The organism is Brevundimonas sp., from assembly GCF_032017145.1.
In the GTDB taxonomy this organism is placed as follows: Bacteria; Pseudomonadota; Alphaproteobacteria; order Caulobacterales; family Caulobacteraceae; genus Brevundimonas.
The window spans coordinates 1-20,431 of sequence record NZ_DALZQC010000059.1 but is presented as its reverse complement, the minus strand read 5'-3'; the positions used below and the strand labels follow the sequence as shown (position 1 = coordinate 20,431).

At 68.2% G+C, this 20,431-nt stretch carries 21 protein-coding genes; 3 read left to right on the top strand and 18 right to left on the bottom strand.

The annotated features are described in order from the left end of the window. Positions 1-2 precede the first annotated feature (2 nt). The 15 genes from RTU05_RS11020 to RTU05_RS10950 form a co-directional block, all read right to left on the bottom strand. A complete protein-coding gene (locus RTU05_RS11020) occupies positions 3-500 on the bottom strand; it encodes a hypothetical protein (RefSeq protein ID WP_312598243.1) in 498 nt (165 codons plus the stop codon). A gap of 58 nt (positions 501-558) precedes the next feature. Beyond that, the gene (locus RTU05_RS11015; protein WP_312598241.1) at positions 559-2,853 is read right to left on the bottom strand and encodes a hypothetical protein; all 2,295 of its coding nucleotides are present in this window, start codon (positions 2,851-2,853) and stop codon (positions 559-561) included. A 1-nt stretch (position 2,854) separates the two neighbouring features. Then, complete coding sequence (locus RTU05_RS11010; RefSeq protein WP_312598238.1) at positions 2,855-3,340, bottom strand: hypothetical protein; 486 nt, start codon at positions 3,338-3,340, stop codon at positions 2,855-2,857. Continuing rightward, a complete protein-coding gene (locus RTU05_RS11005; protein WP_312598237.1) occupies positions 3,340-3,798 on the bottom strand; it encodes a hypothetical protein in 459 nt (152 codons plus the stop codon). Before RTU05_RS11005 ends, RTU05_RS11010 begins: the two co-directional genes overlap by 1 nt. After that, positions 3,795-6,044, bottom strand: coding sequence for a hypothetical protein (locus tag RTU05_RS11000; protein ID WP_312598235.1), 2,250 nt, complete (start codon positions 6,042-6,044; stop codon positions 3,795-3,797). The genes RTU05_RS11005 and RTU05_RS11000 overlap by 4 nt, the downstream gene beginning before the upstream one ends. Before the next feature lie 45 nt (positions 6,045-6,089). Then, entirely contained in the window at positions 6,090-6,695 is a 606-nt protein-coding gene (locus RTU05_RS10995) for a hypothetical protein (RefSeq protein ID WP_312598233.1), read from the bottom strand. Positions 6,696-6,804: 109 nt separating this feature from the next. Further along, entirely contained in the window at positions 6,805-7,332 is a 528-nt protein-coding gene (locus RTU05_RS10990; protein ID WP_312598230.1) for a hypothetical protein, read from the bottom strand. A gap of 104 nt (positions 7,333-7,436) precedes the next feature. Then, positions 7,437-8,384 carry a phage capsid protein gene (locus tag RTU05_RS10985; protein ID WP_312598227.1) on the bottom strand — a complete coding sequence of 316 codons (948 nt, stop codon included), beginning with the start codon at positions 8,382-8,384 and terminating at the stop codon, positions 7,437-7,439. A gap of 245 nt (positions 8,385-8,629) precedes the next feature. Next, positions 8,630-9,598 (bottom strand): hypothetical protein, encoded by a 969-nt coding sequence (locus RTU05_RS10980; protein WP_312598225.1) that lies wholly within the window; start codon positions 9,596-9,598, stop codon positions 8,630-8,632. Between the two features lie 330 nt (positions 9,599-9,928). Next, positions 9,929-10,078, bottom strand: coding sequence for a hypothetical protein (locus RTU05_RS10975; protein WP_312598223.1), 150 nt, complete (start codon positions 10,076-10,078; stop codon positions 9,929-9,931). Next, positions 10,075-10,398, bottom strand: a complete 324-nt coding sequence (locus tag RTU05_RS10970) for a hypothetical protein (protein ID WP_312598221.1) — start codon at positions 10,396-10,398, stop codon at positions 10,075-10,077. Before RTU05_RS10970 ends, RTU05_RS10975 begins: the two co-directional genes overlap by 4 nt. Before the next feature lie 40 nt (positions 10,399-10,438). After that, positions 10,439-12,181, bottom strand: a complete 1,743-nt coding sequence (locus RTU05_RS10965; protein ID WP_312598219.1) for a portal protein — start codon at positions 12,179-12,181, stop codon at positions 10,439-10,441. A gap of 1 nt (position 12,182) precedes the next feature. Further along, the gene (locus tag RTU05_RS10960; protein ID WP_312598217.1) at positions 12,183-12,374 is read right to left on the bottom strand and encodes a hypothetical protein; all 192 of its coding nucleotides are present in this window, start codon (positions 12,372-12,374) and stop codon (positions 12,183-12,185) included. Between the two features lie 69 nt (positions 12,375-12,443). Continuing rightward, complete coding sequence (locus RTU05_RS10955; protein WP_312598215.1) at positions 12,444-13,718, bottom strand: hypothetical protein; 1,275 nt, start codon at positions 13,716-13,718, stop codon at positions 12,444-12,446. Positions 13,719-14,198: 480 nt separating this feature from the next. After that, positions 14,199-14,717 carry a hypothetical protein gene (locus tag RTU05_RS10950; protein WP_312598214.1) on the bottom strand — a complete coding sequence of 173 codons (519 nt, stop codon included), beginning with the start codon at positions 14,715-14,717 and terminating at the stop codon, positions 14,199-14,201. A gap of 508 nt (positions 14,718-15,225) precedes the next feature. Here RTU05_RS10950 and RTU05_RS10945 point away from each other — a divergent pair. After that, entirely contained in the window at positions 15,226-15,555 is a 330-nt protein-coding gene (locus tag RTU05_RS10945; RefSeq protein ID WP_312598212.1) for a hypothetical protein, read from the top strand. A gap of 106 nt (positions 15,556-15,661) precedes the next feature. Here RTU05_RS10945 and RTU05_RS10940 read toward each other — a convergent pair whose 3' ends face one another. After that, the gene (locus tag RTU05_RS10940; protein WP_312598210.1) at positions 15,662-17,569 is read right to left on the bottom strand and encodes a hypothetical protein; all 1,908 of its coding nucleotides are present in this window, start codon (positions 17,567-17,569) and stop codon (positions 15,662-15,664) included. Positions 17,570-17,633: 64 nt separating this feature from the next. On the opposite strand from RTU05_RS10940, the gene RTU05_RS10935 reads away from it, so the two are divergent. After that, positions 17,634-18,242, top strand: coding sequence for a hypothetical protein (locus tag RTU05_RS10935; protein ID WP_312598209.1), 609 nt, complete (start codon positions 17,634-17,636; stop codon positions 18,240-18,242). Positions 18,243-18,253: 11 nt separating this feature from the next. On the opposite strand, the gene RTU05_RS10930 is transcribed toward RTU05_RS10935, so the two are convergent. Beyond that, positions 18,254-19,369, bottom strand: a complete 1,116-nt coding sequence (locus tag RTU05_RS10930; RefSeq protein ID WP_312598207.1) for a toprim domain-containing protein — start codon at positions 19,367-19,369, stop codon at positions 18,254-18,256. A 29-nt stretch (positions 19,370-19,398) separates the two neighbouring features. Between RTU05_RS10930 and RTU05_RS10925 the strand changes: the two genes are divergently transcribed. Then, the gene (locus RTU05_RS10925) at positions 19,399-19,995 is read left to right on the top strand and encodes a hypothetical protein (protein WP_312598204.1); all 597 of its coding nucleotides are present in this window, start codon (positions 19,399-19,401) and stop codon (positions 19,993-19,995) included. Between the two features lie 2 nt (positions 19,996-19,997). Here RTU05_RS10925 and RTU05_RS10920 read toward each other — a convergent pair. Then, positions 19,998-20,431: hypothetical protein (locus RTU05_RS10920; protein ID WP_312598202.1), on the bottom strand; the 434-nt coding region annotated here is incomplete at its 5' end.

Genomic DNA, 20,431 nt, shown 5'->3' with positions numbered 1-20,431 from the left:
CATCACGAAGGGGCAGCCGACGGCGCCACCCGCATGGCCCGCAGCGCCGAGGCCCCGCCGCCGATGAACCAGGTCGGCAGCATCACCGGATCGGTCGCGGCGCCCACGATGCTGGCCCCGATGGTCTCCAGGCCGCTCAGATCGGCGCGCGCGGCCGTCTGCTCGCGAAACCGCCGCAGCTCGGCCTGCCGGTGCATCTCGGCCGCGCGCGCGGCGTTCACCGGCCTGTCGAACGTCAGATAGCCTTCGACCCCATAGGTCGCGTTGGCGGCGTCGGGCGACAGCGCATTGGCGTAGTCCTGCCCGAAAACCCGCGCGCGCTGGTCGTCGCGGGCGCGGCGGTCGTCGCTGACGATGAAGCCGCCGATGCGGTCTGTGACCTGCGCCTCGTCGAACACCAACCGCCGCCCCAACGCATGGGATACCGGCCCCTGTTCGACCAGGGCCGTCAGGTCCGCATCGGTCGCGCTGGCCGTATTCTGCCTGTAGGGATCGCTCATGACCCCAGGATGCGACCGCCCGAATGGGGGGCGGACGAACCGCCCCTGGACAGCGGAACTAGCGCCGCGCGCCGGAAACGACCGTGCCGTCCCGGTCCAGGTCCGACCAGCGCATCACCACATCCCGCCCGGCGGCGTCCTTGACCCGCAGCCACGCCGCCCCGTTGGCGCTGGGCGTCACCAGTTCGATCCCGCTGCGATCCTCCAGGTTCCGCCATTCCGCGCGATTGCGGACCGTATCGGCGTAAACCCGTCGGCTTTGCGCGGGCGTCTGCACGGTGCTGGGCGGCGCCCACAGACCCTCGCCGTTCCGCCGCAACAGGGCCTCCACGCGGCGGCCCGCCGCCAGCCGCGCGCGGCCTGCATTCAGCTGCGCGCTGGCCGGAATGGCCCAGGTCTCCTGATAGGCCCAGCCGTCGTTCATCGGCGCGGTGGCGCTGCGCACGGCGTCCCGCACGCTGTCCCCGCGTTTGACGGCGGCGTAGGCCGTCAGCTTGGCGGCTTCCAGGGCCGCCGCCGCCCCCTCGGGCGTGGCCAGGATGGTGGTGAACGACTGCAACTGCCGCCCCAGCTCCCGGTCGATCTGCTCCCGTTCCGTCTTCTCCGGCACCAGGTCGTTCAGCTTCTGTCCCCGCGCGGCGGCATAAGCCTGCATCCGCGCGGGCGATGCGGCGTAAAAGCTCAGCGCCCCCAGGTCGGCGGGCTTCAGCCCCGCCAGGGTCAGCTCGCGCATCAGGCGCGGCCGGAAATCCGCCCCGAACATCTCGATGCGCGCGGCCAGGGATTGCAGACTCGCCTGCGGCTGGCCGTCCGCATCGACCGCAGATATCCAGGCCTCGGCCTGGCTTCGGCTCAGCACGCGCCGCGACGCCTCGGGCACGCCTCCGCGCCGCTGCGCCTCCATCTGCGCCAGGGCGTAGCCGCGCGCCGTCGTCGGCGTGGGATCGTCGCCATAGGCCCGCAGCCGTCGCTGCACCTCGGCGGCGATGGCGTCGCCCGGCCCGAACGATGTCGCCGACCAGGCCGCCGGATCGGCCCGCGCGCCCCGATCCTGCTGGATCATCTCCCGCGCCAGCTCCAGCGTGCGCGCGCCCTCGGCCGTCCCGGCCGCCGCCGTCATCCGTTCCAACTCGGCGTCCGCCTGCTGCGGCGTCATCGTCCGCAACCGCCCGATCAGGGGTCGCACGTTCAACGCCGCCTGCTGGTCCAGCCGCACCTTGGTCGCCAGCGGCTCCCCGCCGATCAACCGCGCCTCGGCGATCAGCGCTGCATTGGCCGGCTTGCCCGACAGGATGTCGCGCAGGTCCGCCGCGATCCCGGCTTCCAGGTTGGCGGACCGCATCGCATCCACCACCACCCCCTGCTGTTTGGCGCTCTCGACCCCGCTTCTCAGCCGTTCGACAGACCGGGCGTCCAGCCGGTCGTATCGCCCGGCCTTCAGCTCGGCGTCCACTGCGTCGAACTCGCCCCGCTCGATCCGCGCGTTCAGCGCCGCCGCCTGCGCCGCCTGCCACGTCTCCTCCTTCAGCTTGGGGCGAAGCGCGGCGGGCGCGGCGTCCAGGATCGGCTGGATCTCGGCGTCGAACCGGCTCATCAGCGACGGATCGCGCGTCGCGCGGTTCACGAAGCCGTTCAGACCTTCTCCGACCGTAGTCAGGGTGCGCGCGTCCCGGCTTTGGTCCTCGGCCGCCATCGACCGCGCGAAGAGGCTGGCCTCCTGCGACAGCAGCATGGGCCGCAGCCGGTCAGCGACAGGGGCGGGCAGGTCGGCCAGCGCCTTTTCCCCGAATTCGCGCCAGGACGTTCGGGTGATGTCGGCGATGGGCGTCAGCCCGTCCCAGGTCTGGCGGCGCTCGTCCTCGGCCGTGTCGAACGCCTGCTGCACGCCCATCAGGGCGCGGACCGCATCGGCCTGTTCCGCCGCATCCCGGTCAGCGGCTGACCGTCGCCCGCGCGTCTCGGCCTCGTTGGCGATGGCCTGGGCCGCCGTGCGGGTGCGCAGGTCGCGCAGTTGGCGCCCGACCGACAGCCGCACCCCGTCCGACATCTCGGCCTGGTCCAGGATGGCGAAATGATCGTCGAACGCCTTCAGCTCCGTCTCCGCGAACCCTGGCGCCCGCCCGTCATAGCCATAGGCCCGCTCGCTGGCGGCGGGCATGTAGGACTGACGGACCTCCTCGATCACCCGTCCCGCCACCTCGTCGTCCGCGCGTCTGCGGCTCTCGTCCACCCGCTCGACCTGGCGCGCCGCGCCCTGAAGCGCATTGTCCAGGCTGCTGAAATCCAGCACCGCGCCGCCGCCCAGCCGCGCGTTCGGCGCGGCCATGTCCAGGGCCTGGGGAAGTTTCGCCATCTCAGAACCCGATCCTGCTCATCCAGCCAGGCACGGCCTGGTCCGCGCCGCGCCGGGCGTTCGCCTCCTGTCCGACCCCGCCCAGGAAGGTGGACGTGGCGTCGATCATGCTGCTGAACAGGTCCAGACTACCCTGCCGCTTCGTCGTCGTGGCGTCGTTCAGCAGGCCCGCGCTTTCGGCCAGCCCGTCGCGCACGACCTGACGCGCACGATACACGCCCTGGCGCGCCAGATCGCCGATCACATCCAGCGCGGACCCTTGAAGCCCCCCGCCGCCGGACGCCGCCGCCAGGGTCGCCGCCCGTGCCCCGGTGCGGTCGCTGTCTTCCAGCGCCAGCGACGCCTTGATCCCGGCTTCCTGGCGCACATTGCGCGCCTGGTTCGTCAGCATCCGGGCGCGCGCCTGGCCCGCGCGTTTTGCGCCGAACCCGCCGAACAACTTCCCGACGCTGCTCACGCCGGCCGCCAGCAGAACAGGCGCCACCATCAGAATATCCCCGCATAAAGCCAATAGTCCCGGCCGTCCGGCCCCCAGCCGCGCATCAAGCCCTCGCGGCTCAGCCCCAGTTTGACGGCGAAGGCGCACGCCGCCAGCGCCAGGGGCCAGTCCGCCGTCCCGGCCGGGGTCCGCACGTTCAACTCGACCCGGCGCGCGCCGGTCTCTGCGATCATTGCGCGAAAGGCCCGGCGCACCATGGCCCACCCGCGCGGGCTCAGGTCCGCCGAATACAGCCAGCCCGCCCATCGGCCATGGCCTTGCGGCTCCAGACCGCCGCAGGCCAGGGGCAGGGACCAGATGGCGGGGGTTTCCGTCAGGGTCCACGCCACGCCCGCCACCGGCTCCGGTCCGAACAGCGGACGGCCCGCCGCCTCATGCTCGGCGGCGAAATCGGCTCGCGCCACGATGCGCGACGGGTCCGAGGGCGAATAGACGCGCAACCTCATCCGTTCGCCTCGGCGTCCGCGCGAACGGAATAGATCACCAGGTCGAACCCGCTGTCCGTTTCGATGAAATAGCGCCGCTCATAACCCGATCCGCCCAGCAGGACCGGCCGCCACGTCTGGCGTCGCTCGACCGGACCCGCCACGTCCCCCGGCTCGCGGCTCAACAGCCGGTCGCGTTCGGTGTCGCCCTCGTCCCCCGTCGTGCCGGCCCACGCCAGGGCCGTCTTCACCACGATGGCCGCCTTCTTGTAGTCGACCTTGCGCCCGGCCGTGCCGCCCGGTCCGCCGATGTCCGGCGGCAGGCCCTCCCATCGGCTGCGATAGGGCGCCCCGGCGTAGATCCGCGTCGCCGTCACATCCTCGGGCAGGGCCACGGCGCCGCCTGCAACGGGGCGGTCGCGATACTCGCCCCAGCCGCGCCCCGGCGCGACGGATGCGTTCGCTTCGGTCGCCGCCATCATCGTGACCGCCTCGCCGCTCAGGTGATCCAGCCCCGCGACGCCGTTCACCGCCGGTCCGACATAGGCTTCGGCCATATCCAGGAACAGCCGGTCCGCTTCGTCCGCCAGCCGCAGGATCATGCGCTGTGTCGCGCCATTCTTCACCCGGCTGGCGATCATGAACAGGCGCGGGCGGCCGTTGGGGCCGGGAACGACACAGCTGCTTTCCAGTCTCAGACCGCCCCCCAGCGGCGCGTCCTGGGTCGGCAGGCCGCGCGCCGCCAGGCCGTGGCGGTTCCAGCCCTCGACCTTCTGTTCGTCGTGATAGGTGAAACTGGCCTGTCCGCCGTCCGCCAGCCGCACCCACAACAGGTTCAGCGGCTGCTTGACCCACGTCAGCTCCTTCAGGCCTCGGCTCGCGATGTGGCCGGCGACCACGCTCAGGTCGCGCTGATCGTCGCTCTGGTCCGGCAGGATGTTGACGCGGCGCAACGTCTCGCCGCCGGCCGCCACGAACAGCAGGCCGCCGAACGCCAGGGCCGGCATCACGTCGGCCGATCCGAAATCGTTCAGCGGGCGCGCCACGCAGCCGCTGGGGCTGATCGGATCGTCCAGGGTGGCGCCCGAAATCAGGAACTCGCCCGCCGTCGTGCCCGCCATCAGGAAGGTCGACCCTTCCATCCACACCACCCGGTCGCGGTCGCCGCCGACGAAACGCCGCACGGCGTCGTCGTCCACGACCCGGCCCGTGCCTAGCCCCGGCTTGAAGTCCAGCGTGTAGGGATTGAAGCCGGCCGTCCGCGTCAGGTTCAGCGCGTCCGGCTCGGCCCGGCCGCCGGCGAACACCATCCGCTCCTCGCGGATCGCCGGATTGGCGCTGGGCCAGCCGCGCACGTCGGAATAGGCCCCTTCGCTCCAATAGGCCGTGCCCCCGGCCAAACCTTCGGGAACCCCGGTCAGCGCCGCGACCGTCACGGCGACGGGACTGGTGTAGGCGATCACGCGAACCACGGCCGCGCCGTCGTGAACATATTGCCAGTCCACCTTGCCGTCCGACACCGTGCCGCTTTCGTGCAGGGGCGGGGTGTTTCCGGTGTCGTCCGCCGATCCGGCGCGGCTATAGACCCGTCCGTTCGACAGCCTTCGCGCCCCGCCGGGCACATTCTCTTCGCCGGGCTCCCAACTCAGCACGCCCGGATTGCCGTCGCCGCTCCGCAGACGCCACAGACTGCCCACATGGCCCGGCTGGAAGATGGCGTGGCTGGCGGTCAGCTGCCCGCCGTTCAACGCCATGGTCCGGCCGGGGTCGCCGTTTTCCCCCCGGAACGGCCCGTTCTCCATGCCCAGCGGCGCGAACGTCCAGGTGAAGTCGTCGCCCTCGCGCCGCAGGACGCGCGGGCTCAGATTGTCGCGATGGGTGAAATAGATGACGTCGCCCGACTGGCGCCATCGCATCCCGTCCAGGTCCGGGTCGCTCCAGACGTGGGGAAACTCGACCTGCACGCCATTGTTCATCAGCGGCGCGCCGTCCGCCGTCCAGACGCGCGCGGTTTGGTGGGCGAACTCCAGCACCAGCGCCTCGCTCCCCGTGCGGCGGAACGGCACCAGGCGGCTGCGACCGTCTTGATACCGCGTCAGCCCGCAGAACCAGGTGCCCGGCCGGCGGCGCGTCGGCCCCGTCACCTGGGCGATCATGTTCCAGCCCAGGGCGCACCCCTTGGAATGCTGCACCAGGTCGGACCGCGACCAGGCGTCCTCGCTCAGTTCGCCGACGTTGAACGCATTCTGGAAATGGACCTGCCGCATGTCGTCTTTTCGCCCCGCTGCAATGGGGGGCGGACGAAGCCCGGCCTATTGCGCGCTGGCCCTCAGCGCGCCGACCCGGTCATGGATCATCGGCAGGTCGCCCTTGGCGTCCCGGCCGTCGGTGCCCATCGCCGCCAGCACGGCCTTATCCGCCAGGTCGCGCAGCTTCAGCGCCAGCCTTTCGTCGCCCTTGATGGGGCTGCACGCCCGCGCCGCCAGCTCGAAAACCACGGCGTCGCGCACATTGGCGTCCAGGGCGTCGGCGGCGCGCCGCTTCACATAGCTGACGTTCAGCGGGCCGCCCTCGCGCGCCCTCAGGATCGGCACGGTGGCGCCGCCGGGCTGTTCCCACACGCCGCGTTCCCAGCCGCCGGCCCGCTCGACCTCCCAGAAGGCAAGCCCGCCGGCGGGCATCAGATAGTTGCAGCCGAACTTCCAGTTCGCGGGGACCAGCGGCGCGGGGGCCAGGGTCGCGTATTCCAGGGCGCACAGCCAGCCATATTTGACCAGCACGGCGTCGATGGCGGGGGCCAGATGCGGCAGGATCTTGATCAACCGGCTGGGCGCGGGGTCCATCTCGACGGACGGAACCGCGTCTTCGCCCAGCTGGGCGAAGGCCTGATTGACGATGGCGGTGGCGGCGACGGACATGGCGACAACTCTTCCTCGAAAAGCAGAGAGGCCGAGGCGCAATCACGCCCCGGCCTCCCGTTTCACCGCCGCGCCGTTGTTGAGCAGCGCGGGCGCGGCGGCGACCCCGTTACTGCGGGGAACCGTAGAACGACCAGGACAGGGTCCCGGCGTCGGGATTGCCGCCCTTGAAGGTCGCGATGACCTCGGCGCGGCCGCCGTCCTTGACGGTCGCGGCGCGGGCGGCCTGGGCGCTGGCGTATCCGGCCAGTTGCCACAGCGGCTTGTGACGGTCGGCGATGGCGACCGACTTCAGGGGGCTGGCCGAACCGGCGGCGGTCGCGATGTCCTGCCCCGACAACAGGCAGGCCGCTGCGCCGGCCGCGTTCTGGTTGACGATATAGGCGACGCCGATGTCCAGGGTGATGGCGGTCCCGAAGTCGGTGAACTCGATCACCGACAGGGTCGGATCGAACCGCGTGGTCCAATCCACATAGCCCAGCGACAGGATGTCGTTCTGGGCCACGTCGCCGGTGAAGTAGTCGCGCAGCATGCGGGCGACGCGGCCGTTGCAGAAAAACGGGTCGGTCAGGCTGCCGGCCGCTCCGCTGTTCGCGGCGTGGGCGGCTCCGAGGATAGCGCCGATGAAACGGGCCATGGGTGTCGTTCCTTGTCATCTTACGGCCCTTCCGGGGTCCGCATCGCCCGCTGGGGCGAGGAAAAGAGGGAAGGGGCCGATCCGTCAGGACCGGCCCGGTTGGCTTAGGCGGCGATGTCCTTGACCTCGATCCCAGCCACGGCTTCGTCCCAGCCACGGGCCGCGCCCGCTTCGGTCTCATAGTAGGCGTAGGGACGCATAGACTTGTCGCCGCGCGGCGTGATGGTGGCGGTGTGGATTTCACGCGCCTTCAGCATGATGGCCTTGTCCACCCACATCGGCAGGATGCGCACGTCCGTCGTTCCGTCTTTGAACGGCACGTCCTCGTCCATCACGAAATCGACGCCCCAGGCATGGGTCAGCTCGCCGTTTTCGATCCGCTTCACCGTCTGATAGTCCGCGCTGGTCGCAGGAACCGTGGTCAACAGCTGGGAAACGTCGTCCTCGCGCAACGCAAGCTTGATCTTGCCGCCTTGAAGAAGCTGCAGGATTTTCGTCTTGCGGATAATGCTGGCGGCAGTTCTGATCTTACCCAAGGTCAAAGGCAGCGCGCCGGAGGCCGGCACCGCATCTTTTTCCAGAGCGTGGATGAACTTGCGGCTGGCCACATCAACGATCCGGCCGGTCGGGAAGACCAGCACGTTCTCACCGTTCTCGCCGATACGGGCCGGGGCGAAGAAGCTGTCGCGAACGCGAGCATCCAGCTTGCGCATCTTGCCGGCGCGCATGGACGCCATGACCTTGTCCGTCGGATCCTGAAGCTGGTGAACCTTCTGGATGCTTTCGATGAACTTGCCGTCGTGGAAGCCCTTCAGGAAGCCGACGCGGCGCGTCATTTCCAGCAGGCCCTCGGGGCTGTCGGGCACAACCGTGTCCACGTCCTTGGGATCGGACTGGCCGATGCTGTCGACGTTGAACATCTTGCCGATCTCCGAATAGGCGAGGTCGGCGTCGATGTGGGGCAGATAGACGCTTTCGGTCTGCTGCGGGACCATGTTGAGGTTCGCGCGGAACCCGTCAACGTCGGCCTGGGTGATTTGGGAATAGTCCATGGGCGCACGCCCTCCTGCATTCGATCAAGTGTTGGGTTTGATCGGCTGCAGTCTCGGCCGGATGGCCGTGCGTGCCTGGCGGTGACGCCCGCCTGCCCAGTCGAACCTGGGGCGCTTCCCTCGGGTCCGGCGCTTTTGCGGTCTCCGGGGAGGAAAGAGTGGAGCGTCTAAGACCCCCGAAAGGGTTTTAACTTCGGTGCTACCAGAGCCGTTACGCCACTGACTGTCGTGATTTGCTCCACCCGTCAAGCGGGTTTGTCGGGCCTCTGACCGCTGGCGTTCTGCCAGGCCAGCAACTGCTGACGTTCCTTGAACACCGCGACGTGTTGCGGGTGGTTCTTGTCGTTCAGCGCCGCCATCTTCTCCTTGTCGCCATACAGCGCGCTGATCGCCGCCGTCGCCGCCGCCGGCGTCATCGCCTTGGGTGCGCCGGTTTCCCGTCCGCCGCCCTCGGGCGCCTCCGGCTCGGCCATCTTGCCGACAGCGTGGGCGAGGACGCGCGACAGGGTCGTGTTCGATCCCAGATCGGCCGCCAGGTCGTCGGCCGCCGCATCGTCGATCTGACCGCCCAGGGCGTCGCGGATCAGCTTGCCGATGGCGCGCTTGTTGCCGTCATAGGCCGCGCCCCATTCCTTGCGCAGCGTCTCGTCGGTCGTCTTCAGCGCCTCGGCCTTTTGCGCCGTCTCGGCTTCGGCGGCCTTCTTGCCCAGGTCGTTCAGCGTCTCGATCACCGCATCCATCGCCTGGGGCGTAAACTTGGCCTTGCCACCCAGCTCGCGCAGAATGTTGGCCAACTCGGGCGTATCCGCCGCCGCCTCGGGCGCCAGCTCGATCTTGTAGTCCTTGGGATCGTCCGGAACGCCCAGCGCCTTGTGGATCGGCACCCAGTCGTCCGGCGCCTGGTCCTGCGGCTTGTCGGGAATCGTCAACAGCTTCTCGGCGGGCACGCCGCGCTGCTTGTAGAGGTTCAGGTGCGCCTTCATCGCCTCATCCGGCGTCTTGTAGCCGCGGAACAGCGGATGGGTCTTCAGATCGTCCGGCAGGCTGTCCTGCCACGGCGCGTCGTCGGCCTTTGGCGTCGGTGAGGGATTAGGCGAAATCGGAGGCTTCAGCGCCTCCGGTGAAGGCGTCGGGGTCGGCTCCGGCGTCGGCGTCGGCGTCGGTGAAGGTGACGGTTGGGGCGTGGGTGTAATCGGGTCCATATCCATGCTCATGTGCGGCGCCCTCAAGCGCCTGCGTCAGGCCCGCGGCGGAAATCGCCACAGGGTCGAAGCCGGCTAGGCCGGCGATCTTCAGGACGGCGAAACCCCGTCCGTTCAGGTGGTTGGATTGCTCGGGCGTCTCGGCCGCACGCGGCGCGCCGATCTCCCCGATGGTGGCCAGCATGTGCAGCAGCACCGTCCGGCCGATGTCGCTGGCGAACGTCAGCCGATAGGCCTCGCCGATGGCCGCCGCGTCGCCCCGGCGCACCAGGGCGATCAGCCGGCGACTGTCGAAAGTTACCGCCGGCTCCAGCTCCGGCGCATCCTCGGGCAGGGCGTCGGTCATCGTATGACCAGCGCGCCCGCGTCACCTTCAGCCCATAGCGCCAGCGCGCCTTTGCCGAGGGGCTGCATCATTGTGCTGGACATCGCCCGGCGGCGGATCGTAGACGGCTCGGGCTTTGGCGGGGATTTGGTGACGAGGTCGATCATGCGACGCGCTTCCCTGTCACCAGATCCCAAACTTCCCGTTCCCGTTCTGCGAACAGGACGGCGTCCTGCTCATGAGTGAACCAGGCGACGCACGGCGTGACGCAGGCTTGATCGTTCGACGCTGGGATGCCGTAGCGCGCGCCGTCACCGTCTTGCGACGGATCTCGGCGCTCCTCTGTCAGCCAACGCAGAAAAGCCTCGGCGCATTCGATCACCTCGGCGCTTACGATGCTCCCTTGCGGGTGACGTCCGACCTTTTCGACGGCGTGGTTTAGGGCGATCTGGCGCAGGCGTGAAAGGTCGCCGGTCAGATCAATCATCGGGGGCTTACTCAAGGCCGTTTCTCCTGTTGGTTCGGCGCTATGCGGCCATGCGCGGTTGCTGGCCGGCGTTCTCGATCGAGGCGATGCCCTGGCCGGCGTCGCGCAGCGCGGTCGCCTCGGCGGTCATGGCCTCGTCCTGCTGCTGCTGGGCCTTCTCCTCGGCCCGCTGCTGCTGGATGGCTTCGACTTCGGCGCGCGACTTCACCATGGCCGGGGCGTTGCCCAGGCTGTCGTTGATGGTGCGCAGGGCCTCGTGCACGGCGACCACGTCGCCCGCGCTCTCGTCGAACTGTTTGGCGGCGGCGGCGGCGTTGAACAGCATCAGGGCGCCGTCCACCTGGGTCCGCATCTGCGCCTTGGCCAGCGGACCGGCATAGTCCCAGTCCACGTCCACGCCCGACAGCTCGGCCGGCGGCGGCGCGACCAGGTCTTCTTCCAGCAGGGCGTCCAGTTCGCGGTCCGCGCCCTTGCCGAACAGGTCGCGGTCGAAGGTCGGGACCAGATAGCTGATCGCCCGCTGACGCAGATCGCGGCGCTCGCGGATCTCCTCGGCCGTGACGTTGGCCGCGTCGCGCAGGTTGGTGAACTGGCCGAAGAAGACCCGTTCGATATTGTCCGTCAGCTTCTCGCACCGGCGCTCGGCCCAGCTGGGGTCGCCCGCGATGTCCGCCTTCTGGATCGCATCCTTCAGCGACTGGAAGCCCAGGTTGACCGGATCATAGACGTTCACCTGCCCCGGACGGCGGTCCAGCCGGTTGCCGAACAGGCGCGTGGGCGCGAACAGCACCGGGTCGTTGATCAGGTCGATGGCCCGTTCCATCCCGCCCGAGAAGTGGTTCAGGGCCATCGCGTCGGGCAGGGCGTCGTAACCCAGGCCGGTGCAGTAGGGCGTGCCCTCGCGCGCATCCATCCCCGCCACCTGGTAGGGGAAGCTGTCGTAACCGCTCTCCTTGACCTCGAACATGTCGTAGTCGGGCAGCAGCGTCAGGTCGCTGAACGGCTTGTTGGTGTTGACCGCGCCGGACACGCCGCCCCGGCGCGGATCGACCACGTGCAGCAGGGTGATCGTCTCGCCGTGCTTCTTCGTGTCCCGATACTTCTCGGCGATCTTGGGATGGTCCAGGGCGTTCGGATACGTCTCGACCAGCCGCCACAGCGACAGGGTGAAGCGACGGAACATCGTGTCCGTCTCGCCCTCTTCGTTCTGGCTCCACCAGCAGCTTTTCAGCGGCATGTGCTGGTGACGCGGGCCGAAGCCCCGCTTGCGGCCGATCCAGCGCACGCAGTTGCCGAAGGCCAGGAACTCCAGGCCGCACCGGGCCACCGCCGTCACCATGCCGGACTGGGGCAGCATCTGCGCGTCGAACAGCTGCCAGCGCAGATCGTCCAGATAGTCGCGGCTCTCGGCTGACAGGTCCAGCTTGCGGCCTTCGCTGTCGCGCCGATAGATCGCCCGACCGCTCTGGGCCATCCCGCGATTGACGTTGGGCGCCAGGAACGGCTGCGTCGTGTCGATGGCGTAGGCGATGAACAGGGCCGCCGCCTGTTTCAGGTTCTGGCGCGGCACATTGGTCACGACACGCCGATTGCGGCGGATCACCGGCGTAAGGGGCGACACGGCGAAGTCGGTGGACGGGTAGAAGTAATCGCTGACCGCCTGCCAGCCGGGTTCGAACACGCGCCGTTGCGCCTGGTTCTCTTCCCAGCCGTTGCGGATGCGCCGACCCCGGTCCGTCATCGACGGCATCCGGGCGACAGTGGGCGCGGCGACCTCGGCCATGTCAGCCGACCCCGGTCAAGGTGGCGGGGGCGCCTGCCGTGGCGGCGGCCGTGACCGCATCGCTCAGGAAGGTGGACGCCCGGCCGCCGCTGCGCAGGCGCTTCTGACGCGCCTGGTCGATGCGGTTTTGCACATCGGCCGGATCGACCGGACGCGGCGCTTCACGGACTTTCTGACGGCGCAAGAAGCTCATGCTCCCAACCTGCGCCCGCCACACGCGGGGGCGGACGACCGCCGCCAGGGCCAGGATGCGGGCCAGGGGTCAGTCAAAGACCACCTCCACCACGTTCGATGCACCCGCGCCGTGCAGCGACATGGACGGCAGCAACCCCGCCCGGTCTTCCAGCCCTTCGCCGCCCATCGCCATATATTCGGCGCTCTCGCCGACCGAGCTGAACTCGTTCTTCTTCGCCGACTGCGACGAGCCGTTGCCCTTCTTGGGGTAGTGAAAGCCGCCGTTGAGCGCGTTGATCAGCCAGGTGCAGCGTGGATGCGCGTTCCAGCCGCCGTGGCGCTTCAAGGGGCGGGCCAGGGCCGTTCGGCGGATCAGCGGATCGTTCGTCGGCGCCGGGACCACGGCGATCTTCGTCCGCACTGATAGCTCCTGCGCCCAGCTCAGCTGGCGATTGAGGGTCGACCGCGCCTTCGCGGCCGGATCGACGATTAGCAGCGCCTTCTTGCAGCGCGGAAAGACGGTCTTCATCGTGTTCACGATGGCGTCGGCGAACTCGATCACATCCATCTCGCCGTCCGGCGCGTCCTCGGCCACCACCTCGGCATAGACGGACCACTGGCCGAACAGGCTGCGCTGGCCAAAGGTCGCCGCGCCCTTGAAATCGACGTCCACGCCGATCAGCACAGGCAGTTCCGGGTCCGGCTCCATGTCAGACGGCCCGACATGCTTGGTTTCGTCGAAGGCCGGGTGGACCGGCACGCCCAGCCGGCCATAGGTCAGCTTGCATTGCAGCAGGCGCCGCACATCGGCCTCTTCCATCGTCGAGGCCATGTTGCGGTAATAGTCGGGCCGGATCTTCTTCAGATTGGCCTTGTTCTCGGCCAGCACATGGAAGCCGTCCGGCTCGTCAGGGTCATAGCCCGGCGGCTGCTTGTGGACCGTGATGCCCGGCCGCGCCTGGCCGTAGAACTCCTTTTCAAACCAGCTGCCGATGGTCGGCGTATTGGCGTCGCCCCAGACGCCGGCATAGGCGATGGTCGGCGCCGTCTCGGGCCGATCCTCGGGTTCGGGGAAGCGCCCCACGCGGTTGGTGCAATAGGACAGGATGGCGCTGGACGCATGGGTGTCGAACTCGGGCAGCCAGAAGGCGGTGCACTCCTTGCCCCGGAAGAACTCGTCCAGGTCCATGTCCTGCACGGCGCGAAACCGCACATCGACCTCGACCGGACCCCGACCATCGGGGCCGAACAGGCCATCGGGGCGTTTCTCGTCAATCTTGATGAGGTGATCGGCCGGATCGCCCTTGGCCCCGTTCCACTTCCCCCAGGGCCGGTCCATCACCTTCAGATAGGACGGGATCACGCTGTCCCAGGCGATCCGGTAGGTCGGGCAGACGACGAATATTCTGGCTCGACGCCAGCCGTCTCTCGGACTAGCGTGTTGCCAGAGAGCAGCGCGCAGACACCGCCGGGCCGACGCAATCGTCTTCCCCCCGGCCGTCGGCCCGACAATGATAGACACCGGCCCCTGATCGAACTCGTGCGCCCGCGCCTTCGGTCCGGCGAAGCCCCACGTCCGCTGCTCTATCCTCTGTTCCGTGGCGGACAAGCCGTTCCCCAACCCTGACCCTGTGCGATGGGGTCAGTTTCGCGGCTCCCGAATGGGGGGCGGACGAACCGCAGGGGCCAAGACCTGCCGGAAAGACACCCCCTGGGGAAATCGGCGGCGCCCGATTTTGGGGGCCGGGGGTCGCGAGGGGGCGGGGGGAGGCAGGGGGAGGGGGCGGCCCGCTGATTTCACATCAGAAGCGCCAGCAGCGCCTAATCCAGCAAGATCAATGCCTTAGGTGTCGTCGTGTGACTTGGGTTGTGTGACCTGCTCGCCCTCGATGACGCCAAGTCCTTGATTTTCCAACAGATCGGGGGGCGTGTCCCACTCGCCCGCCGTCGCCCCGTCGCCGGCCGCCGTCACGCCCTCGACCGGGATCGCGACGAAGGTCAGGCTGGGCCGCTCCTTGTCCGTCTCCTCGGCCTTCGGCGCGCGCTTCTGGTGGACATAGGGCAGCAGGTCCGCCCGCTCGCGCTGCATCAACAGCCAGGCCTCCTTGGCCTCGCAGCCCAGCAGCCCCGCCAGCGCCCGCGCCTTCGCCGCCATGGCCAGCAGCAGGTCGCCCTTCGCGTCGCGCAGCTCCTTCGCCGTCACCAGGCCGATCTGCGCCGACTGCTGACCAGGCGTCATCCCCGCGAACTGGGCCTCGACATAGCGCTGAAGGTCGCCCGACCGCTTGTTCCCCGATCCTTTGGGCCGCCCTGGCCGCCGCTTCGGAGCCGGTGCGACGCCCGGCAGCGTCGGCATATTCATATTAAGGGCCTTCTTTATTGGGTTCTGGCGGGTTCTTGGGCGGGTTCTATGGATATTCGAACGATTTCAGCGCCTTTCGCAAGGGCAGAACCACAGAACCACAGAACTCTATAATCCTCGCCTGTATGCGAGATTGAACCTCTATTGTTTCCGCGTGTGAGCGACAGCCCCGGTTCTGCGGTTCTGTGGTTCTGTGACTTGATGATGTTCTTGAGATCGCGGCGCTTCCGACAGAACCCGGCCTAGAACCGTAGAACCCTGTCGCCGGTCACCCCTGACCCTCGGCTGCGCGCCTATCCTCGCTAATCAGGCTCGGGTCGGGGGCGGACGAGGACGTCATAGAGAGCCATCCAGACGGGTCAGGGTCGGGGTCCAGCCCCCTATGCGGAGCCTGCGCGCACCGCGCCCTGCGGGCGCTGCGCAGGCGCTCCCTGTGGTCGCTAGCGCAAGGTTGATAACCGTGTTCATCAACCCTATGTCGCCGTCACATTGAGATTGGGAGTTGCGAATGCCTGTTATGAAGCTCGACGCAAAGGACGTCGTCGAAACCGGAAGCTTTGTGCTGCCGCGAACGGCTGCCGAGGCTGTCCTAAGCCTCGGCGGCGGTACGATGAGGCTTGCTGCCGATGCATCTGCAGCGGCCGGCTCTTCGGCCGTTGTAGACAACGCTGACGGGTCCACGACTCTGAAGTTCGGCAGGCTTTCAGGAGATGACAGCCTGCGGATGGATATGACCTGGACGCCGGGCCAAGTGCAGTACAAGCTCTATTTCGTCATTTCGGTTGTCGATGGCCCGCTTGGTCATGACCACACTGTCATCTACACGCTGACGAAGTAGACGCAGAGCGTCGCCTGGTCGGCGACGCAGCGAGGCCCGGCCGCTGCCGCGACCGGGCCTCTTTCTCATGCCTCGATCACCGCTGTCGCGGCGCTCTCAGGGGCGGCTACGCCGCCATCGGCAGCGGCATCGCGTCGTCCCAGGCCAGCACGTCCGCCAACTGCACGAAGATGCCGCTGGCCTTGGCGTCCAGCCCCCGGTCGCACTTGCCCGCCTTCCACAGGTGCGGCGGCATCTGCCGCAATACCCCCGTCCAGGGTCCGGGCGTGCCCATGCGGCCCGCCCACGGCGTCCCGGCGTAGAGGATGTTCAGCCCCGGATGCTTGGCGGGGATGAACAGGCGCGCGGTCGCCCACTCCTCCAGCATCGGCTGGCCATAGTCGTCGCGCGGCCAGCTGATCGTCATGCCGAAGTTCTTCAGCGTATAGATCACGTCCTCGAACGACGCCTTGTCGCCCACATAGCCGGGGGTGAAGTTCGCCTTCCACGCCGCCAGCACCGATCCGACCGACCGATGCCGGTTGGTCCGCAACTGCTCGGGCTGGGCCTCGATCATGTGCATGAAGGCGCGGCGCCACGTCCGCTCCTTGCCGCTGGTCTCCACCAGGTCCGAGGCCTTCAGCAGCCCCTGCCACAGCTGCAACTCCACCTGGTCCGGCATCGTGTCTTCCAGCGAGGCGTGACACGCCGCCGCCAGCGCGCCGAAGGTGTCGGCGCTGCGGTCGTTATGGCCCACGGCGATCAGGGCGGCCTTGAACCGCGCCAGCAGGGCGTTCCAGTCGTCGCCCGCCGGCCGGTCGAACCAGGCCACCATCCGCTTCAGCAGCTGGCGCCCGATGGCCTGCACCCTGGTCGCGTCACGCAGCCCCAGGTCTTCCAGCACGGTGTCGCGCGCCACACGCTCGCGCAGCATCAGGATCGCCATACGGCTGGCGTCCTGGGCGTCGATGGCGGGAACGGCGATGCTGCTGAACAGGAAGGACGACATGACGCTGAACTCCTGGCCCACGCCGTCCTTGCCGCCGCGCTGCATCTTGTCCCCGGAATAGGCGACCCGCGCCAGCTCCAGGATCTTGTCCGTCGTCCGCGTGTCCTCCTTGGCCTCCAGTTCGTCGACCATTACCGCGACGCTGTCCTGTTTGACCTTCTGATAGATGCCCGCCTGCGTCGTGTTCGACGTCGCCAGCAGCGCCCCGTTCATCAGCAGGCGGAACAGCTTCTGCAGCGTGGACTTACCGCTGCCTTCGCCCCCGGTCACATAGATCACCGGCCGCTGCTCCAGCGCCCCACCCACCATCGCCGTCATCAGCCAGCCCAGCGCCAGGCGGGGATCGAGGTCGGGCCGTTCCCAGTTCCACGACCTCAGCCCCGCCAGCAGCACGTCGCCGGGCGACCCCTCGCCCGCAGCCTCCATCCGGGGTGAGGGTCGCCCGATCTTGGGCCGTCCGGGATAGATGTAGCGCCCATGCGACCCCGGCGGCTTCCACCGCCCGTCGATCCAGATGGCGTCCCCGGCGTGATAGATCAGCCGCCCGTCGTCGTCGCGCCAGGCGCCGCGACCGCGCACCCGGTCTTCCAGCTCGAACGTCCCGCAATAGGTGCAGGCCGCGAACAGGTCGTCGCGCGCATCCTCGGCCGCATAGCCGGTCACAACCCCGCCCTTGCCGAACCGGGGCCACGCCCAGGTCAGATACAGCGGCCGTCCGCCGAACAGGCTGGTGATGTGCCCCTTGCCGGCGTTTTCCGACAGCACGGCGACCTCGCCCAGCGTATCCAGGAAGAAATAGGTGGTGCCCGACAACGTCGCCAACTTGCCCAGCGGCGTCACTGGACACCCTAGGGGCAGGCGGTGCCATTGGGCGTGGTGATCGCGCCAGCGCCCCGGCTCGACGGCTTCCGGCTCGTCCCTTCGGATCTCGAAGGTCAGCGGCGCGCCGCGCGGCGGATCGTTCCGCGCCGCACTCAGCACCTGGCGCGACAGCGCGACCTGATCTTCCTCTTCGAAGGTCGGCAACTGAGCGGCGATTGCAGCAAACGGGTCAGTTGTCATAGAGGGGGGCCAAGAGAAGAGATGAACGATGTTTGAGACGACGCCCGAGGTCTGGTGGTGGGTAGCTGCGGCTAACCTGACAAAGTGGTTTGACTGGGAAGCATGGTCGGCAGTTGCTAGCGCAGGGGCGGTCATTACCGCGCTTTGGGTCGCACTCCTGCCACGTAGAGAAGCAGCGGCACGGCAAAGAGAGACTATCAGAACCCTGTTGTACATTGCGGCAACGACGTATGGGATCACTCGTGACGCGAAGCGTGGCTTTGACAAGCACCGCAGCGAGCATGCGGCCTACCTTCGCTATATGGCAGGTGCCCCGGCGATCGCGGCGCTCGGAAAGAGGGTCTCTGCGCTGCCCAGCGATCAGCTGGTCGGCAGCAAATGGGCGGATCTGCTTGTCACTGTTGATGTGTTTATCGCCGACTGGCCTCGTCGCATGACGGTTTCTGCGGATGATCCGGTCGAAACTTCCGAGGCTGATTTGATCGCCTCGATCAACAAACTTGATCTGTGGTCGGACAGCATCGCCGACTTGGCGGTCGCGAGGGGCGTAACTGTACATCCCCACGACGATCCCATGGTTCGAGAGCGCCTGACCTCTGCTCGACAGCGCGCAAGCATAAAGCCGAAGAAAGGCTGAAGGTTTGAAAGTCACGCCGCTTCCCCCCGCGCCATATCGTTAAAATCCTTCCCGGCCGCCGCGCGCACGACATGTACCGGCCGCCCGCGCGCCTGACCGCGCCACCAGGCTTCGACCTTCTCGAACGCCGCCATCGCCTGGGGCTTGTCCCAGTCGTTGTCGGCCGCCAGCACTACGGCCGACGCGCACGCGGGCCAGTCCAGCAGGCCCATCAGGCTCAGCGACCCCGCCGCCCACACGCGGCAGTCCGGCCGCGCGACGGCCAGGGTCAGGGCGTCCTCGATCCCCTCGGTGATGATCAGCGGATCGGTCCGCCCCTTGGCCTCGGCCCGCGTGGGGCTCAACCCGCTGGGGCCGGGGCTGACGCGGATCGCGGCGCCGGACACGGCCCCGATCATCGTCTTGGCCTTCTTGCGGTCGGCCTTGCCCCCGCCGTCCGGCTTCAGGAAGGTCCGATGCAGACCCGTCACCGCCTTTCCGGCGGTCATGGCGCTGACCATGCAGTGCTTCCACTCGAACACCTCGCCCGTCTCCGGGTCGATCCACTCGACGCGCTCGGCCCAGCGCAGGGCGCCCGGCTGATGCGCCAGCCGCTCCAAAGGAATACCGCGAAACTCGCGCAGATACCGCTCGGCCGGCGTCCCCGTGATCGGCGGCAGGCCCAACCACAGGGCGAACAGGGCGCGGCTGATCTGATCCTTCCGCTGCTTTTCCTTGGCCTCGAACGCCCGCTGCTCGCGCTCGCGCCGTTCGCGCGCCTCGACATCCTCCGACAGGGTGCGGACATTGCCCTTGTCCCAGCCCAGCCATTCCAGCGCCCACCAATAGACGTCCATCTTGCCCGCCGGCCGGGGGCGCGCCCAGAACTGGATCAGGCCGAAGATGTCGCCGCCGTCGTCGCTGCTGAAATCCTTGAACCGCCCGCGCGACTTGAACTCGCCCTCGGTCCAGATGATCAGGCTGCCCGGCTTGTTGTCGCGGCGGTTGGGGTTCAACGGACGCACCATTCCTTGGTGATCCGGCTTCTCCTTGATCCCCAGGTCCTTCAACAGGCTGAGCAGCCGCAGCTGCAGCTCCTCCTTCACCCGTTCCCAGGTGTAGGGCAGGGGACGACGCTCCAGGGTCATACTGGAAAACCCGTGCTATAGGCGTCGTCATGACACTCAAGGTTGAAATCGGCGGCAACGATATCGGCGACGCCATTGTGGTCGCGGCCGCCGTGGTTCAGGCGGTCGGCAGCATCGCCGCCATTCTGATCGCCGTCTGGATTTCCCATCGCGACCGCAAGGAAATCCGCCGCGAGGCGATGTCTGATCGGGTCAGCGGTTTGGCGGCTCTGATATTCAAGGCGGAGCATCTGGTCAAAGGAGGCTACGTCGTTTTGACCGAGCTGGGCTGGGCCGGTCAGGTTGTTTTGCGCAAGGAGTGGCGAGAACAGGAAACTGACCGAGAGCGCTGCGCTGCTGCGCTTAGGGCTATTCCATTGCACGAGCTGCAAAACTGGGAGCTGGTCAGCGCCGTTATGGAGATGGAACAGGCGCTTCGAATGATCGAGCCGGCGACGACCGCGTTTCTTGAAAGCAACCGTCTCTCGTCGCTTTACGACCGAGACATCCCGCCCGATCCATCGGGGCTCGCCCCGGCGGTGAACCTGGCGGCCGAGGCGGCGGCGCGCATCCACAACCAGGCGCACCGATGGAGCGCCGACAAACGCGCCCGCAAACACTCTATCGGCCCGCGCGTGGTCGGCTGACCTCACCACTGGCTCAACTCCTCGTCCAGCCGGCGGCGCAGATCGGCCGCCAGCGTTTCCAACTGATCGTCCAGCGCCCCGTCCTCGTCGCGCGCGTCCTCGACGCTGGCGACGTGGTGGCGCACCGTTTCCTTGTTCAGGCCCGACGCCGCCGCCATGGCCGTGGCGTTCACGTCGCCCTCGGTCATGGTCAGATAGACGGCCAGCTTGCGGGCCTGGCTGACGGGGCGGGGCGTCTTGTCCCGCGCGCCGGTAATCCGACCGACCACGGCGGCGTCCGCCCCGGTGTGCGCCGACGCCACGGCGCAGGCGACGGGCCAGATCCAGCGCGCCGTCAGCTCGGCGTCCTCGTTCTCGACCACGGCGACCGCCACGGCGCTGACGGCCTCGACCAGATCGACCGGCTTGCCCACGCCCATCAGATAGCGGGGGGGGT

Coding starts and splice junctions, on each gene's coding strand:
- RTU05_RS11020 (WP_312598243.1), bottom strand. CDS start 500: ATGAGCGATCCCTACAGGCAGAATACGGCCAGCGCGACCGATGCGGAC.
- RTU05_RS11015 (WP_312598241.1), bottom strand. CDS start 2,853: ATGGCGAAACTTCCCCAGGCCCTGGACATGGCCGCGCCGAACGCGCGG.
- RTU05_RS11010 (WP_312598238.1), bottom strand. CDS start 3,340: ATGGTGGCGCCTGTTCTGCTGGCGGCCGGCGTGAGCAGCGTCGGGAAG.
- RTU05_RS11005 (WP_312598237.1), bottom strand. CDS start 3,798: ATGAGGTTGCGCGTCTATTCGCCCTCGGACCCGTCGCGCATCGTGGCG.
- RTU05_RS11000 (WP_312598235.1), bottom strand. CDS start 6,044: ATGCGGCAGGTCCATTTCCAGAATGCGTTCAACGTCGGCGAACTGAGC.
- RTU05_RS10995 (WP_312598233.1), bottom strand. CDS start 6,695: ATGTCCGTCGCCGCCACCGCCATCGTCAATCAGGCCTTCGCCCAGCTG.
- RTU05_RS10990 (WP_312598230.1), bottom strand. CDS start 7,332: ATGGCCCGTTTCATCGGCGCTATCCTCGGAGCCGCCCACGCCGCGAAC.
- RTU05_RS10985 (WP_312598227.1), bottom strand. CDS start 8,384: ATGGACTATTCCCAAATCACCCAGGCCGACGTTGACGGGTTCCGCGCG.
- RTU05_RS10980 (WP_312598225.1), bottom strand. CDS start 9,598: ATGAGCATGGATATGGACCCGATTACACCCACGCCCCAACCGTCACCT.
- RTU05_RS10975 (WP_312598223.1), bottom strand. CDS start 10,078: ATGATCGACCTCGTCACCAAATCCCCGCCAAAGCCCGAGCCGTCTACG.
- RTU05_RS10970 (WP_312598221.1), bottom strand. CDS start 10,398: ATGATTGATCTGACCGGCGACCTTTCACGCCTGCGCCAGATCGCCCTA.
- RTU05_RS10965 (WP_312598219.1), bottom strand. CDS start 12,181: ATGGCCGAGGTCGCCGCGCCCACTGTCGCCCGGATGCCGTCGATGACG.
- RTU05_RS10960 (WP_312598217.1), bottom strand. CDS start 12,374: ATGAGCTTCTTGCGCCGTCAGAAAGTCCGTGAAGCGCCGCGTCCGGTC.
- RTU05_RS10950 (WP_312598214.1), bottom strand. CDS start 14,717: ATGAATATGCCGACGCTGCCGGGCGTCGCACCGGCTCCGAAGCGGCGG.
- RTU05_RS10945 (WP_312598212.1), top strand. CDS start 15,226: ATGCCTGTTATGAAGCTCGACGCAAAGGACGTCGTCGAAACCGGAAGC.
- RTU05_RS10935 (WP_312598209.1), top strand. CDS start 17,634: ATGTTTGAGACGACGCCCGAGGTCTGGTGGTGGGTAGCTGCGGCTAAC.
- RTU05_RS10930 (WP_312598207.1), bottom strand. CDS start 19,369: ATGACCCTGGAGCGTCGTCCCCTGCCCTACACCTGGGAACGGGTGAAG.
- RTU05_RS10925 (WP_312598204.1), top strand. CDS start 19,399: ATGACACTCAAGGTTGAAATCGGCGGCAACGATATCGGCGACGCCATT.